The organism is Achromobacter sp. D10, from assembly GCF_035282245.1.
GTDB lineage: Bacteria > Pseudomonadota > Gammaproteobacteria > Burkholderiales > Burkholderiaceae_B > Achromobacter > Achromobacter insolitus.
In genome coordinates, this window is sequence record NZ_JAYJLE010000005.1 from 333520 (window position 1) to 347773 (window position 14254).

Genomic DNA, 14254 nt, shown 5'->3' on the forward strand with positions numbered 1-14254 from the left:
GCCGGAGGACGTCGAAACCATCTAGTATCGTCCGCGCGATCAATCTGGGAAAATTGTTTTTATTGATCTATCTATCGTGTTTTGAAATGAATCGTTTGCCCAAGCACGTTACCTTGAAGCACCTGACCGCCTTTGTCGCGGTCGCGCAGGAATCCAGCTTCACGCATGCGGCCAAGCGGCTGTTCCAGACGCAGTCGTCGGTGACCAGCCTGGTGCGGCAGCTGGAGGATGCGCTGGCCACGCAGCTGTTCGCACGTACCAGCCGCCGCGTGCTGCTGACGGCGGCGGGCGAGGAATTCCTGCCTCGCGTGTTGCGGTTGCTGGCGGATTTCGATGGCGTGATAGACGATGTGCAGCGCTATGGCGCCCTGGAGCGCGGCCGCGTGGGCGTGGCGGCGGCCCCGTCAGCCATCACGCAGATCATCGCCCCCGCCGCCACGGCCTACTGCGCGCGCTATCCTGCCGTGCGCCTTTACCTCAGCGACGACAACTCCGGCCGCATCCAGCGCAAAGTCGCCGCGCGCGAAGTGGATTTCGGGCTGACCAGCCGCTGGGCCGATGCGCCCGGTCTGCAATTCGACGGTTTGCTCGAAGACCGCTTCGGCGTGCTCTACCGGGAAGATGACGCCAGCCTGCGCCCCGCGCGCGACGGCACGATGCGCTGGTCGGAGCTGGCCGGCCGCAAGCTGGTGGGCGTGGTGGACGAGACCGGCATCATGGCGCTGTTGCGCGCCCGCGCGGATCTGCCGATAGAGGCGGCTGCGCCCTTCTACGAAGCCTCCAGCACCACCTCACAGGCGGCGCTGGTCAAGGCCGGCCTGGGCGTAGCCTTGCTCCCGGCACTGGCGGCGCAACGGGTGCTGGAGCCCGGACTGGCCTATGCGTTGCTGGCCCGGCCCACGGTCGTGCGCACGGTCTGCATTATCCGGCACAAGGAATACCCGCTGAGCCCGGCCGCGCAGGCCTTGATCCACGCAATCCACGACTACCTGCGCATGGCGGAGCTGCCGGCCGGCTGCAAGCGCATCCCGCCCAAACGCCAGAAAGCGTAGGGCGTGCCCTGCGCGATCAGGCCTCGCGCAGCTTCTCGTTCAAAGCCGCGAGCCCCGCGGCGAATACGTTCTGGCCCACGGCGTTCGCCACGTCGCGCAATTCCGCGCCTTCGACGCGGAAATCCGCCCACCATTCCACCAGCGTCTGGCCACCCTCAGTGACGGGATGCAGCGACACGCCGGCAATGTAATCGCGCATGGGCAGATCGGTCTCGATGATGGAATAGCGCAAGGCCGTGCCTGGATCGTCCAGCATCAGCAGTTGTTCGCGCACGAAACCCGATGGCTGCAGCGTCAAGTACCGCACGCTGCCCACGGCGTCATGGCGCCCGCCCTCTTCCAGGCGGCTTTCGGCAATGCCGGGATGCCAGGCGGCCAGGCCGTTGAAATCGCGGAAGCTGGCCCAGACCTTCTGAAGCGGCGCATGGATGATGGCGCTGACGTGTACGGTGTGCGGCATTTGGACTCCTGCGGGCGCGTGGCCCAGGCATTGGGAAAACGGCGGAAACTGCGCAAACGGAGACTCCGCGGACGGAACCTCCGTTTGTGGAATCAGAACGTCAAGCTCTTGAACTCGCGGGTTGCCGCGGTCAGCGCCTGCTCGGTAGGCAGCCGCTCCATCGAGCTGGCGCCGTAGAAGCCATGGCAGTGTTTGCACGCGCGCAAAACGTGGGCCGCGTCCTCGGGCGTGGCGATAGGACCGCCATGGCACAACACGATGATATCCGGCCGCACGGCCAGCGCGGCCGCGGCGATGCGGTCGATGGCCGCCACGCAATCGTCCAGCGTCTGCGCGGTTTCCGCGCCGATGGAGCCGCCCGTGGTCAGGCCCATGTGGGCTACGATGATGTCGGCGCCGGCGCGAGTCATGGCCACGGCATCGTCCTCGTTGAAGACGTAGGGCGTGGTCAGCATCCCCTTCTTGTGCGCCAGGCGGATCATGTCCACTTCCAGCGCATAGCCCATGCCGGTCTCTTCCAGGTTGGCGCGGAAGGTGCCGTCGATGAGGCCCACGGTGGGGAAGTTCTGCACGCCGGCAAAGCCTTGGCGCTTGAGGTCGTCCAGGAAGACGTCGAAATCGCAGAACGGGTCGGTGCCGTTGACGCCGGCAAGCACGGGCGTGTTCTTCACCACCGGCAGCACTTCACGCCCCATGTCCACCACGATCTCGTTGGCATTGCCATAGGCCAGCAGGCCGGCCAGCGAGCCGCGGCCCGCCATGCGGTAGCGGCCGGAGTTGTAGATCACGATCAGGTCGATGCCGCCCGCCTCCTCGCACTTGGCCGACAGGCCGGTGCCCGCGCCGCCGCCGACGATGGGCGTGCGCGCGCGCACCATGGCGCGAAACTTGTCCAGGAGTTCGTTGCGGTCAAAGCGCGGCATGGCGGCTGTCCTCAGTGTGTAGCGATTTCAAGAAATTGATCGACCGCGGCCCGGGCGAACTGCGGATCGTTGATGTGGCAAGGCACGCGCACCAGGCGGCGGTCGGCCGTCTGCACCAGATTCGCCTCCAGCGCCGCGAACAGTGCGGCATCGGCCCGCGGGTCCCAAAAGGCCTGGCCCGGCGCGTCCAGCGCGGATACGCCGCCTTCCGGAATCAGAAAGCGCACCGGGCCCTGGCATTGGTTCAGCCTGGCGGCGATCCATTCGCCCTGGCGGGTGTTTTCCTCCACGGTGGTGCGCATCAGCGTCACCTGCGGATTGTGCGGATAGAACTGGCGGCCGCGATAGCGTTCGGGGACGGTGTCCATGGCGCCGAAATTCACCATATCCAATGCGCCGCAAGAACCCACGTAAGGCAGGCCCGTACGGGCCACGGCGCCGAATCGGTCTTCGGTGCAGGCCAGCACGCCGCCAAACAGGAAGTCACAGACTTCCGTCGTGGTCAGGTCCAGCACGCCGCCCAGCAAATGGCTGTCCAGCAGCTTTTCCATCGACTGCCCGCCCGTGCCCGTGGCGTGGAAAACCAGGCAGTCGTAGCGGGACTCCAGCAGCGGCGTCACCTGCTGCACGCAGGCGGTGGTAACACCGAACATCGTGATACCCACGGCAGGCCGGCCGTCGTCCGCTACGGCATTGGCGGCCTGCTTGAAGGCCCCGCCAATCGCGCCGGCCGCGTTGGCCAGCACCCGGCGCGAAATACGGTTCAGGCCGGCAACGTCGGTCACGGAATACATCATGGCGATGTCCGAGGGGCCGACATACGGCGCGACATTGCCCGAGGCCATAGTCGAGACCATCAGCTTGGGGATGCCGATCGGCAGCGCGCGCATGGCGGGCGTGATCAGGGCAGTGCCGCCCGAGCCGCCCAGGCCCAGCAGCGCCCCCATGCCTGCATTCGCGGCCGCATAGCGCTCGAACGCCAGTGCCATCGCCGCGATGGCCGTTCCCCGGTCGCCGGTAAAGACCGCGCCGGCGCCCTGCGGGTGGTTCGCGGCCACCTCGCTCGCCTGCACCTGGGCTGCGCTGGCGGCGCCGGAAGTGGACACGTCCACCGACACCGGCTCCAGCCCGTCGCGCCGCAGCAGATCCATCACGTATTCGGCCTCTTGGCCCTTCGTGTCATAGGTGGCGGCCACGTAGACCCGCCGGTTCGAATGCGTCATGACTCCTCCGCGGGCGGCTACACTCAGTGCGCGCCTCGATGTGTGGGGCCGCAAGGCCTGTAGAATCTAGAAATGAGACGAAAGAATCATACTGAGACACCTGTCTCACGTCAAACTCCCGCCCCTTCCGCCGCCGGTTCGGCGCGGCTGATCGCGCCCGCCAGCCCGCAGGCCGCCGCAAGCGGCGAGCCTCCTCACGGACCGCGGGCGCGCATGCGCAAAACCCTGCTGGATGCGGCGCAGCAGCTGATGGCCCAGGGCGTCACGCCCTCGGTGGCCGAACTGGCTGAGCATGCTCAGGTTTCGCGCGCGACGGCCTACCGTTACTTCCCCAGCCAGAGCGCGCTGATCGCCGCCGTGGTTGACGAAAGCCTGGGCCCTATCCTGGCGTGGGACTCTGCCGCGCCGGACGCCGCCGACCGCGTCGACGAACTGCTGCGCTTCGCCTATCCCCGGCTGGAAGCGCACGAAGCGCCGCTACGCGCGGCCATCATGGTGTCGCTGCAGCAACATGCCGAAGCCAGCGCCGGTCGCGCGGGCACGGAGCCCCGGCTGGTACGGGGCCACCGCGTGGATATCCTGAAACGCGCCATCGCGCCAATGGCGGGCCAACTGACGCCCGCGCAGCAGGACCGCGTGGCCCAGGCCTTGTCGCTGGTGTACGGCACCGAAGTGTTCCTGGTGCTGAAGGACATCTGGAAGCTGGACCTGCCCGAACTCACGGACGTGGTGCGCTGGACGGCCCAGGCCATCATCACGCAGGCGCTGGCCGAAGCCGGATCCGGGGAAAAACAGCCAGAAAAACGCGTGCGGCAGTAAGGTCGGCGGTTACGGTCCCGACTTGCGATGGCTGCGGAAAAGCAGATGCGTGGCGGCAAGGTGAAAGCGCATCGCAATCTGGGCGCATTCCGCATCGCGCGCGCGTAGCGCCGCGATGATCTGGCGATGATGCTCCACACTGCGCAGCATGTCGTCCTTGGTGTAGAAATAGAACGAACCGATGATGATGGGCATGTCCAACAGGTTTTCCACCATGGACCGCACCCGGGCCGATTGCGCGGCTTCCAGCAACGCGTGATGGAACTGGTTGTTGAAGTGCTGCACCTGCGCGACGCTGTCGGGGGCATCGGCGTTGATGGCATCGAGCATGCATTGGTTGATGCGCTCGAGTTCGAGTATCTGTTCCGGACTGGCCCGTTCGGCAGCCGCCTTGGCGGAATACGGTTCGAGCAGCATGCGCAGCTCGAACGCTTCGTCGATGTCCCGGTCTTGCCAACCCAGCACGACGGCTCCGCGCCGGCCCTCGTGCTTGACCAAGCCGTCCGTCACCAGGCGTTCGATCGCGCTGCGCACCGGCGTCCGGCTGACGGATAGCTCGGCCGCGATGTGCTCTTCACGCAACCGTTCGCCGGGCATGAAAGAGCCCGCCATCAGGCGGCGGCGCAACTCTGCATAAACGTAATCGCGGGCGCTCGACATGATGGCGCGTGACTCCAGATCCGGGTTCTCGAACTATACCGGAAGCCTATCCCGGCAATCGCGCATGGCCGCGTCAACGCTGGCGTCGACCGAGCCGCTCCAGGAACGTGGGCCAGACCTCCGGATTCAGTAGCCGCGGGGGACGGCGTCCGGCCAACATTTCCATGATCTGGCTGGCAGACCCATGCGCGACCTTGCGCCTGCCTTCGTGCGTGACGCCCCCCGTGTGGTAGGTGGCCACGACATCGGAACGCAGCAACAGCCCATGCCCGGGCTGGGGAGGCTCCTGGCTCCAGACATCCAGCCCCGCTCCCGCCAGCCGCCCCTCCTGCAAGGCGGAAAGCAAGGCCTGCTCATCATGGATTCCGCCGCGCGCGGTCGAAATGAACAGTGCGCCGGGGCGCATCATGGCAAAGGCTTCGGCGCCGATCATGCCCCGCGTGTCATCATTCAGCGGACAGTGCAGGCTTACCACTTCGGCCTGCTCGAGCAACTGCGGGAAGCTCACAGGTTCGGCACCGCGGGCGCGGATTTCCTCGGGCGGCAGCAGCGGGTCGTATGCAATCACCCGCAAGCCGAAGCCGGCGGCGACGCGCGCTACTCTGCGGCCGATTTCGCCGATGCCCACGATGCCCAGCACTCGTCCCTCGATCTCGCGTCCCATCAGGGCCTCGCGCGTGGCGGCGGATCCCGCCACCAGCGCGGCCTGGGATTCACGCAGGCGCTTGACCAGCGACAGCAGCAATGCGAACGTCATTTCCGCCACTGATGCGGCATTGGCGCCGGCCTGGTTCACCACTGCCACTCCGGCCCGCGTGCAGGCAGCAACGTCCACGGTGTCGTAGCCCGCGCCGCCCGAGGACACACAAAGCAGTTCCGGACACCGTGCCAGCAGGCTTTCCGAAACTTGCCAGCGCGCGGGGACTTCGTCCTTGGCCGCGCTGACATGGTAGGCATGCGCGCCGGCGAGTCCCGCCGCCGTGATCGCCTCGTCGCGCACGGGCAGTACCTTGAGGCTCAACGTCGGCTCGCGCTCAATGCACGCGTCGAACGCGGGATCGATCCAGAGATCCAGCCGGACGACGCGCATGCCGCCGGGCTGCCTCGCCGGGATCACGGCCGGGCCTCGGCGCAGCCCAGTTGCTTGAGCCGAGCATCTACCCAGGATGTATCCAGCGTTCCCGCCGCAATATCCGCCAGCATCTTCGTTTCAACTTCGTGCTTGGACAACGCAGCCAGGTAGACCGCTTCCGTCTGCTCGAACGGAATCGACAACAGGCCGTCCTCGTCGCCCACGATCAGGTCGCCCGGCTCGATCGTCATGCCATTCAGGGCTATGACGCAGTTGATCTCTCCTGGCCCGTCCTTATAGGGCCCGCGGTGCGTCACGCCAGCCGCATAGACGGGAAACGCGCCGCGACGGATTGCGCCGCTATCGCGGATCGCGCCATTGATCACAATACCGGCGATACCGCGGGTCTGCGCATAGCTGGTCATGATTTCGCCGATGATGGCGTTGGTCAGATCGCCGCCGGCATCCACCACGATCACGTCGCCGGGCTGCGCGAGGTCAAGCGCCTTGTGGACCAGCAGATTGTCGCCGGGGCGGGTGCGCACGGTCAGGGCGGGCCCGGCAAGCGGGCTGCCATCGTGCATGGGCAGCAAGCGCGCGCCGCCGGCCGTCATCCGCGACATGCAGTCGCTGATGTTGGCCACCGGAACGCCGTTGAACTTCTCCACGGTTTGCTTGCTCACCGCGCGCTTGCGGGCGTGGATCTCAAAACCGATCATTTCTGCTCCTGTGGGGGAATTTGCGATGCGTTGCCATTACTGCTTGGGAATGCCTGCGTCCTGCACGACCTTGCCGAAGGTCTCGTGATCTGCCCGATGCTGGCGGGCCAGGTCTTCGGGGGAGCCCTTGAGCACGCTATAGCCGGCGTCTTCCAGCTTTTTCACCAATTCGGGTTGGGATTGAACCTGCTGCAACGCCTTGCTCAACGTGGCGACCACGTCGTCAGGCGTGTTGGCGGGAGCCATCAGCCCCCACCAGATCGACTGGTCGATCGTCTTGAATCCGCTTTCCACGAACGTGGGCACGTCGGGCAAGGCCGGCGCGCGTTCCTTGGCAACCACGGCCAACGCGCGGACCTTGCCGCCGCGGATCTGCGGCAACAGCGAGGCAACGGAGCCCACATACATATCGATGCGGCCGCTGGCGAGATCCGGGAACGCTTGGCCCCAGCCCCGGTAAGGCACGTGCATCAATTCGATGTTCGCCGCCTTGCGCCAGAGATAGCCGGTCAGGTCGCCAGTGCCGCCGATGCCGGGAATGCCCAGCGAAACCACACCGGGACGGGCTTGCGCGGCCTTGACCACATCAGCGATCGTCTTGAACGGGGACTCCGGAAGAACCACGAAAACGCTCGGCGACGTGGCCACGGGCCCGATCGGCCTGAAATCCTTGAACGTGTCGTAGCTGAGCTTGTTGTAAAGCCAGGGGTTCAGCACGATGTTGTCGGTCTGCGCCATCACCAGCGTATGTCCATCCGGGCGCGCGCGGGCGGTGGCGTCCAGCGCCAGATTGCCGCCAGCGCCTGGCTTGTTCTCCACCACCATGTTCCACCCCTGCTCCTGGCCGATCGCGCTGCCGATCATGCGGGTCAGCGTATCGGTGCCGCCTCCGGGCGGGAATGGGGAAATGAGCGTGATGGGCGCCTTGCCCATATCTGCCGCGTTCGCGGCGACGCAACCCAGCACGAGCGTGGCCGCCAGAAAATTCTTCAGGACTTTCATTGTCTTCCTCACACAGTTGATTCTTATTGGATGGGCAACGCGACGCGCTCAGCGCTCGCGCGCCAGCGTTGTGAGCCAGGCCAGACGCGCCTCGACGGAGTCGGGCAAGTTGAAATCGCCGTCCGCTCGCGCATTCAGGATGCCCCTGCTGGTCCGCCCGAAAAGCCGTTCGACGCCGTCGAGAACCAGGGGCTCCAGCCCCGCCTGCAGCAGTTGCTCGCGGGCTTCCCGGACTTCCGCCTGCCGGCGCTGCGCATGCAGTACGTGGGACCGGACGAATGAATCCATGAAGGCGGTAAGCGGCGTCTGGTCGATGTCCGCGAGCACCTCGTAAAGCGAGGCTCTCAATCCCATGGACTCGGCCGCGACCAGGCATTCCACGGCCAGGCTTTCCATGCCCTTCGTCATGATGCTGCGCAGCAGTTTCAGACGCACGGCGTCGCCCGCCGCTCCTTGTATGGCGCGTGCCGGCGCCCCGCCGCTCTCCGCCAACCGCAGCACCATGTCCGTGCCGGTTCCGGCGCAAAGCAAGGGCGTACGTTCGGCCAGCAGCGCAATGGCGCCCATGATCGCGACGTCGGTAAAGTCGATATGCCGTTCGGCAGCGGCCGCCGCAGCGGCCTGCATATCGGGCGCGCTGGCGGTGGTGAAGTCGGCATAGACCGCATCCGGGCGCATATGCGGAAAGCTCCGCCGCGCGATCTCGAGCGCGGCGTGGCCATACACCGCCGACACGACGACGTCCGCTTCTGCGAGCCATGCACCCGGCTCAGCGTGCAGTCCGGCGCCAAGACTCCGGGCGCGCCCGGTCATTTCTTCGTCCTGCCGCAACTCGCAGATCCCCACCACCGCATGCCCGGCGGCAGTCCATGCCTGCGCATAGCAGGAGCCGACTTCGCCGCAGCCCATCAGAGCAATTTTCATTTCTATAAATACAATAAAAAAACAATGATGCTTTATAGAATGAAAATTTCGCCCATATTATCCGTATAAACCCTAGGTTTTCTATAATTTCAATACATAAAAAATACAAAATGATCGGGATAGCTCCGCGATGCGAAGGACCGACGCGCTCGGGGCAGAGGCCGGATTGGCGCGTGTCTTCGGGGGCTGGCGCGTCAGGCGCGTCGCACCATGGCGGCGGAAATGGCCCGCGCCGTGCGGCATAGCGGCTCCAGGCATTGCTCCACCATCTGGCCGGTGGAGCGCACGCCCTGGATCCACACAATGTTCACGCAGCCGTAGAGCCGCCCTGGCGCGGCCATGATGGGCACGGCAATGGCATCCAGCCTGTCGTTCTGGTCCTTGCGCGGCTTGTCGTAGTCGCCGCCGAAGCGCTGTTCGCGCAGCGCGTAGCCCTGGCGGTGGGTTTGCTCCAGAAGCTTGGCCACTGCCGCGCCATCATGCGCCAGCGCGTCGCCCTCCCGGCGGCTGCGGCGCAATGCCGCAAGGATCGACTCGCGTTCCTTTTCGGCGCAGAACGCCAGATAAGCGCGTCCCACCGCCGAGCGCAGCATATTGATCTGGAAACCGATGTTGTCTCTGCGTATCGTGAAATACGACTGGCTGCGATTGGTCTCGCGCACGATCATCGCGCTGCCGCGGCGCACCGTCAGGTCCGACGGCCACAGCACCTCCGCCTGCAGGCGATCCAGTTCGGGGGCCGCGCATTGCCCCAGCAGGTCCAGCACGCGCGCGCGCCGGCTGGGTTCGTTGAGCGAGCTGGCAGGGCAGAAATAGTCATCCGCGATGCGCCGCCATATCAATCCCCGCAATTGCAGCGTCGCCAGGATGCGCAGCAGCGTGGCCTTGGCATAGCCCGTGCGCGCATGCAGTTCCTGCAAGCTCGCGCCCTGCGTGGCGCGCACCTCGTCCAGCACGATGAGGCCGCGCTCCAGCGCATCTATCGTCTTCACCTTCGGCGTCCAGCGGCTCATTGCCCCCCCAAATTGCAACGTCTGAGAATTTCACTCAGTGAAACTCTAGCAAAACCTGCTTGAGCCGCCCAGGCCCGGCGAAATATCGTGACGTCTATCGAAAGCCGTTGTGGCTGGCGCAACAGGAAGAGAGGCGGGAATGAGCGGACAGGCTGCACGCAATGTGCTCTGGATCATGTGCGACCAACTGCGCTGGGACTATCTGTCCTGCTATGGACACCCGCGCCTGCGCACCCCCAACATCGACCGCCTCGCTGCCGAAGGCGTACGCTTTGACCATGCCTTCGTGCAAGGCCCGGTTTGCGGTCCGTCGCGCATGTCCTATTACACCGGCCGTTACGTCACCAGCCACGGCGCCGTGTGGAACTTCGTGCCCATGCCCGTCAGCGAAATGACGCTGGGAGACTACCTGCGCCCGCTGGGAGTCCGCGTGGCGGTGGCGGGCAAGACGCACGTGGAGGCCGACAGGCACGGCATGCAGCGCCTGGGGATAGACCCGGCAAGCGCGGCCGGCCTGTTGGCGGCGGAAGGCGGGTTCGAACCTTACGACCGCGACGACGGCATCTGGCCGCCGGGCTTTTGCGACGAGGCGCACCGATACACGCAGTACTTGCGCCAGCAAGGCTATGACGGCGCCAACCCCTGGCATGACCACGCCAACTCGGCGCTGGGCGCCAATGGCGAGATCCTGTCCGGCTGGAACATGCGCTACGCCGGCCTGCCGGCGCGCGTCGCGGAAACGGACTCTGAAACACCTTATATGACGCGGCGCGCGATCGAATTCATCGAGCAAAGCGGCGAACAGCCCTGGGTGCTGCACCTTTCCTACATCAAGCCGCATTGGCCCTATGTCGCGCCCGCGCCGTATCACGCGATGTATTCAATCGACGACATGCAGGCGGCCAAGCGCGCGCCCCGTGAACTGGAGAACGCCCATCCCGTGCTGCAGGGCTTTCGCCAGGCCGAAGTCAGCAGGAACTTCTCCTGCGACCAGGTGCGCGAGACGGTGATCCCCACCTACATGGGCCTGATCAAGCAGGTCGACGACCAGTTGGGCGTACTGTTCGACTACCTGCGGCGCAGCGGCCGCGACCAGGACACCATGATCATCTTCTGCAGCGACCATGGCGACTACCTCGGCGATCATTACCTCGGCGAAAAAGAGCTGTTCCACGACTGCGTGGCCAAAGTACCGCTGATCGTGCGCCTGCCCGGCGGCGCGCGCCGCGGCGCGGTGGAATCGCGCCTGGTGGAAGCCATCGACCTGGTACCCACCATCCTGGATGCCTTGGGCGCGGAAATCCCCGATCACATCCTGGAAGGACGTTCGCTGCTGCCGCTGCTGCACGGCGAGGAACCCGCTGACTGGCGCCGCGCGGTGTACTCGGAAAACAACTATGCGTTCCGCGACTTCGTGCGCGAACCGCTGGGCCGTCCCGCCGACGGCTGCCACACCATTATGGTGCGTGACCACGACTGGAAGTACGTCCATTTTGAAGGTCTGCGTCCGCAGCTATTCGATTTGCGCGCGGATCCGGACGAATACGACGACCTGGGCGCGGACCCCGCGCACGCGCCTGTGCGCGAACGCTACCAGGCCATGCTGTTCGATTGGCTGCGCAATCGCAAGATCCACCCCACCGTCAGCCACGCCGCCATGACGGGATGGACACGCAAGGAGGAATCGGCCGGCATCCACATCGGCAGGTGGTAGCGCAGCGCGTCCGGACCAGGACGCCTGAAAAATAAACCTCAGGAGACAGCATGAAACCGCATTTACTTGCGCTGGCAGTCTGTATGGCCGCCAGCACGGCGTCGCACGCCCAGCCGAAGGAGGATTGGCCCACCCGCGCCATCCGCATCGTGGTCGCCTTTCCCGCCGGATCGCCCGGCGATACCGCGGCGCGCATCGTGGCCGACGCGGTGGGGCAGTCGCTCAAGCAGCCGGTCATCATCGAGAACCGCCCCGGCGCCGGCGGCAATATCGGCGCGGAGGCGGTGGCCCGGTCTCCCGCCGACGGCTACACCTTCCTGGAGGCGCCGGACACGGTCGTCACCATCAATCCCGCCATCTACCGCAAGCTCAATTTCAAGGCGGACGATCTGACGCCCGTTGTGGCGCTCGCGAACTTCAACCAGATGCTGGTGTGCTCGGCCGGCTCCGGTCTGCGCACCCTGGCCCAGTTGGATGCGCAGGCCCGGAAAACGCCCGGCGCGCTCAGCTACGCCTCCGGCGGCCAGGGCGTGCCCGGCCATCTGGCGATGGAGCTTTACCTGTCCGGCGCAGGCCTGGACATCCTGCACGTCCCCTATAAGGGCCCGTCGCCCGCCACCCAGGATGTGCTGGCGGGACAGGTGCCCTGCGGCTATCTGGCGTCTCCCGTGGTCGCGCCCTATGTCGCGGCCGGCAAGCTGTACGGACTGGCGGTGTCAGGCGCCGCGCGCTCGGTCCAGGCGCCGGACGTCCCGACCATGCAACAGGCGGGCGTGGCCGGCTACGACGCCACCTTTCGCGAAATGCTGTTCGCTCCCAAGGACACGCCAGCCGTCATCGTAAAGCGCATGAATGAAGAGGTGGCGCGCGCGCTGGCGTTGCCTGAAGTGAAGCAGAAACTGCAGGCCAACGACCTGGATCCCCTGCCCGAGCCGCCCGACGCCACGGCGCGCCGCCTGCGCGAAGACGCCGCCAAATGGACGGGTGTCATCCGCAAGATCAACCTCAAGGTGGACTGACACGCCCACCCCGATCCCCCCGGCCGCGCCCCGCACACCGCGCAGCCGGACTCCCCCGACACAGGAGGCTTCATGAATACCGCTGCACCCACCACCGTCTTCGGCTCGCTGAAGGACTACCGCAAGGGCTCCATCGAGATCACGCAGGGCTCGCCGCGCCACTATGTCTTTTCCAACATTTTCGAGGTGGCTTCGAATGCCGCGCCCTACGAAAAAACAGTGGTCGGAAAGAATCTGGAGTACGTCATTGAAACCCTGCGCGCCGAAGGCGTATCGCCCTGGTACGTCTGCAGCCATGACGAATTCGCCATCCTGATGGACGGCCAGGCCCAGGTCGATTTCCTGGCCCTGGACCAGCCGTCCGCAGCCGCGGACGGCACCGTGCTTGCGGGCCAGGCGCCCGCAGGCAAGCCCATGGGCCGCGTCCTGCTGAGCCGCGGACACCAATGCCTGCTGCCCGCCGGCTGCGCCTATCGCTTCACGGCGCCCTATCCGGGCGTGCTGCTGATCCAGACCCGCGCCGGCCAACTGTCCGTCGAGAAATGGGCGGACATCTGCCTGCAGTAATCCCCGCGCCACCCGCCCCCCTTACTTTCTGGAGTCACGATATGGCCATGCTGGATACCCCCGCGCCCACCGCCTCATTCGCCGCCGGCAAAGTCGCCGCCAGCGCGGCAGACGCCGCCACCGGCTACAAGCGCTTCGATCTGGGCGCGTTCACCTTCACCCGCGACGAGTACTTCGTCAAGGTGCACTGGCCCTCCAAGGGCCAGACGCGCACCCATGCGATCGCGGCAGACGCCTTCCTGCGCGCGCTGATGCGCGACGTGGCCTGGGGCTTTTTCTACGGTTGGGTCAACTTCGACCACGTATTCGGCACGCGCAACCACTACGGCAAGGTGGATGTCTACGCAGGCTCCTTCAATGGCGTCATGAAGGCGGCAGGCGTGGACTACACGGAGACTTTCGACACCCCGCTCATCATGGCCACCTTCAAGGCGATGTTGCATGACTGGACCAACGAAGGCTTCGATCCGTTTGCCGCGCCGGAGGAAACGGGCTCCGCCTTCGGCCGCAAGCACGGCGACAACATCGCCGCGATCGAACGCTCGCGCATCGCCACCCGGCGCATGCCGGGCCTGCCGGAAGACTCTCCACTGCGCGACGACCTTCCGGTCAACCGGGCCTTCGCGGACGTGACTCAGGACGAACCGCAGGTCCATGCCGAACCCGGCTTCGAGGGCAAGCTCCATGCATTCAGCCTGTTCAAGTACCTGTCGCGCTCGGACGTAACCTGGAACCCATCCGTTACTTCCGTCTGCGGCGCCAGCCTGTTCTGCCCCACCACCGAAGAATTCATCCTGCCGGTGTTCCATGGCAACGATCGCGTGGAGTGGTTCCTGCAGCTGTCCGATGAGATCGTCTGGGACATCGGCGATAAAGACACCGGCGCGCCGCGCGCCCGCATCACCATGCGCGCCGGCGACATCTGCGCCATGCCGGCCGACATCCGGCATCAGGGCTATTCGACCAAGCGCTCCATGTTGCTGGTCTGGGAGAACGCCACCCCCGACCTGCCTCAGCGCTACGAAAGCGGCGAGCTCGCGCCCTACCCCGTCGCGTTCTGAACTCCCCCTTCCCTCTCATTACGACT

Annotated in this window: 15 protein-coding genes; 6 read left to right on the top strand and 9 right to left on the bottom strand. The window is 65.7% G+C overall.

The genetic code is table 11. The features are described from left to right. Nucleotides 1-86 precede the first annotated feature (86 nt). Entirely contained in the window at nucleotides 87-1052 is a 966-nt protein-coding gene (locus VCS63_RS17505) for a LysR family transcriptional regulator (RefSeq protein ID WP_063640376.1), read from the top strand. Nucleotides 1053-1068: 16 nt separating this feature from the next. Here VCS63_RS17505 and VCS63_RS17510 read toward each other — a convergent pair whose 3' ends face one another. The 3 genes from VCS63_RS17510 to VCS63_RS17520 form a co-directional block, all read right to left on the bottom strand. Then, nucleotides 1069-1512, bottom strand: coding sequence for an SRPBCC family protein (locus VCS63_RS17510; protein ID WP_042794232.1), 444 nt, complete (start codon nucleotides 1510-1512; stop codon nucleotides 1069-1071). A gap of 92 nt (nucleotides 1513-1604) precedes the next feature. Continuing rightward, the gene (locus VCS63_RS17515) at nucleotides 1605-2435 is read right to left on the bottom strand and encodes a phosphoenolpyruvate hydrolase family protein (protein ID WP_063961965.1); all 831 of its coding nucleotides are present in this window, start codon (nucleotides 2433-2435) and stop codon (nucleotides 1605-1607) included. Between the two features lie 11 nt (nucleotides 2436-2446). Then, on the bottom strand, nucleotides 2447-3658 hold the full coding sequence (locus VCS63_RS17520) for a Tm-1-like ATP-binding domain-containing protein (protein ID WP_042794234.1): 1212 nt from the start codon (nucleotides 3656-3658) through the stop codon (nucleotides 2447-2449). Between the two features lie 147 nt (nucleotides 3659-3805). Between VCS63_RS17520 and VCS63_RS17525 the strand changes: the two genes are divergently transcribed. Beyond that, a complete protein-coding gene (locus VCS63_RS17525; protein ID WP_042797185.1) occupies nucleotides 3806-4477 on the top strand; it encodes a TetR/AcrR family transcriptional regulator in 672 nt (223 codons plus the stop codon). A gap of 9 nt (nucleotides 4478-4486) precedes the next feature. On the opposite strand, the gene VCS63_RS17530 is transcribed toward VCS63_RS17525, so the two are convergent. The 6 genes from VCS63_RS17530 to VCS63_RS17555 all read right to left on the bottom strand — a co-directional run bounded on the left by VCS63_RS17530 (nucleotide 4487) and on the right by VCS63_RS17555 (nucleotide 9867). After that, nucleotides 4487-5137: a GntR family transcriptional regulator gene (locus VCS63_RS17530; RefSeq protein ID WP_063640379.1), complete on the bottom strand. Its 651-nt coding sequence runs from the start codon at nucleotides 5135-5137 to the stop codon at nucleotides 4487-4489. 73 nt (nucleotides 5138-5210) lie between these two features. Beyond that, nucleotides 5211-6227, bottom strand: a complete 1017-nt coding sequence (locus VCS63_RS17535) for a hydroxyacid dehydrogenase (protein WP_063640380.1) — start codon at nucleotides 6225-6227, stop codon at nucleotides 5211-5213. Between the two features lie 23 nt (nucleotides 6228-6250). Next, nucleotides 6251-6928 (bottom strand): RraA family protein, encoded by a 678-nt coding sequence (locus VCS63_RS17540; protein WP_063961967.1) that lies wholly within the window; start codon nucleotides 6926-6928, stop codon nucleotides 6251-6253. Between the two features lie 36 nt (nucleotides 6929-6964). Further along, nucleotides 6965-7930, bottom strand: a complete 966-nt coding sequence (locus VCS63_RS17545; RefSeq protein ID WP_042794236.1) for a Bug family tripartite tricarboxylate transporter substrate binding protein — start codon at nucleotides 7928-7930, stop codon at nucleotides 6965-6967. A gap of 48 nt (nucleotides 7931-7978) precedes the next feature. Then, a complete protein-coding gene (locus tag VCS63_RS17550) occupies nucleotides 7979-8854 on the bottom strand; it encodes an NAD(P)-dependent oxidoreductase (RefSeq protein ID WP_063640382.1) in 876 nt (291 codons plus the stop codon). Nucleotides 8855-9048: 194 nt separating this feature from the next. Continuing rightward, nucleotides 9049-9867 carry an IclR family transcriptional regulator domain-containing protein gene (locus VCS63_RS17555; RefSeq protein ID WP_323880505.1) on the bottom strand — a complete coding sequence of 273 codons (819 nt, stop codon included), beginning with the start codon at nucleotides 9865-9867 and terminating at the stop codon, nucleotides 9049-9051. A gap of 139 nt (nucleotides 9868-10006) precedes the next feature. Here VCS63_RS17555 and VCS63_RS17560 point away from each other — a divergent pair, with 139 nt between their 5' ends. The 4 genes from VCS63_RS17560 (at nucleotide 10007) to VCS63_RS17575 (ending at nucleotide 14228) form a co-directional block, all read left to right on the top strand. Continuing rightward, nucleotides 10007-11581, top strand: coding sequence for an alkaline phosphatase family protein (locus VCS63_RS17560; protein ID WP_323880507.1), 1575 nt, complete (start codon nucleotides 10007-10009; stop codon nucleotides 11579-11581). Between the two features lie 50 nt (nucleotides 11582-11631). Continuing rightward, nucleotides 11632-12600: a Bug family tripartite tricarboxylate transporter substrate binding protein gene (locus tag VCS63_RS17565; protein WP_042794239.1), complete on the top strand. Its 969-nt coding sequence runs from the start codon at nucleotides 11632-11634 to the stop codon at nucleotides 12598-12600. A gap of 72 nt (nucleotides 12601-12672) precedes the next feature. Then, nucleotides 12673-13167 (top strand): hydroxyquinol 1,2-dioxygenase, encoded by a 495-nt coding sequence (locus VCS63_RS17570; protein WP_323880509.1) that lies wholly within the window; start codon nucleotides 12673-12675, stop codon nucleotides 13165-13167. A gap of 41 nt (nucleotides 13168-13208) precedes the next feature. Then, on the top strand, nucleotides 13209-14228 hold the full coding sequence (locus tag VCS63_RS17575) for a hypothetical protein (protein ID WP_063640386.1): 1020 nt from the start codon (nucleotides 13209-13211) through the stop codon (nucleotides 14226-14228). Nucleotides 14229-14254: the final 26 nt, after the last annotated feature.